A 939-nucleotide genomic window follows, 5' to 3' on the forward strand; every position below is an offset into this window, starting at 1 on the left:
CCTCATGCGACGGCAGCGCTGCCATCGCACCGGCAATCGCGTCTTCGCGGTGCTGCGGCGAGTAGGCGATGCCCTCGGCACGCACGAACTCGATGTCGTTGATGCCCCAGAAGGCGAACGTCTGGCGCAGGAAGGGCTCCTGGAAGTCGGCAGGAGAATCGGTATAGATGCCGCCACGGCTGCTGACCACGATCACCCGCTTGCCACCGGCCAGGCCCACCGGGCCGTTCTCGGTGTACTTGAAGGTGCGCCCGGCCACCGCCACGCGGTCGATCCAGGCCTTCAGGGTGGAGGGCACGCTGAAGTTGTACATCGGCGCGCCGATCACCACGATGTCGGCAGCCAGGAACTGCTCGAGCACCTGTTCAGCATCGGCAGCCTCGGCGGCATCGGTCTTGGCCAGCGAACCGCTGCGCAGATGCGGTACCGGATTGGCGTCAAGATCGCGATAATCAACCTGCAGGCCGTCGATCTGCTGCTTGAACTGGGCCACCACGGCGGCGGTCAGGTGGCGGGAGACGGAGTTGTCGCCAAGCACGCTGGCGTCGATGTGCAGAAGCTTCATGGCAGTACCTATGTTCGGGAGAGGTGGCGGGCTTGCCGCCGACGGAGAGAACAATAGGTTGTTGCAAGGGCGGGATAAAGGTGGTTGAATGCCGCGTATTGTTCTACTAATGGAACTCGGGTATGCATGACCTGAATGATCTGTACTACTTCGCGATGGTGGTCGACCACGGCGGTTTCGCCGCCGCCGAGCGCGCACTGGGTATCCCCAAGTCGCGCCTGAGCCGCCGCATCAGCCAGCTGGAAACCGACCTGGGCGTGCGCCTGCTGCAGCGCTCCACGCGCCGCTTTGCCGTTACCGATGTCGGCACCAGCGTGCACCGCCACGCCCAGACCATGCTGGCTGAGGCGCAGGCCGCGCGCGAGGTGGTGGAC

At 64.7% G+C, this 939-nt stretch carries 2 protein-coding genes; one reads left to right on the forward strand and one right to left on the reverse strand.

The genetic code is table 11. The annotated features are described in order from the left end of the window. A partial coding sequence (locus DBR20_RS11810; protein ID WP_108266300.1) for an NAD(P)H-dependent oxidoreductase occupies positions 1 to 565 on the reverse strand: 565 nt, incomplete at its 3' end. A 122-nt stretch (positions 566 to 687) separates the two neighbouring features. Here DBR20_RS11810 and DBR20_RS23060 point away from each other — a divergent pair. After that, positions 688 to 939: LysR family transcriptional regulator (locus DBR20_RS23060; protein ID WP_258223319.1), on the forward strand; the 252-nt coding region annotated here is incomplete at its 3' end.

It is taken from the genome of Stenotrophomonas sp. HMWF023 (genome assembly GCF_003060985.1).
Classification (GTDB): Bacteria; Pseudomonadota; Gammaproteobacteria; order Xanthomonadales; family Xanthomonadaceae; genus Stenotrophomonas; species Stenotrophomonas lactitubi.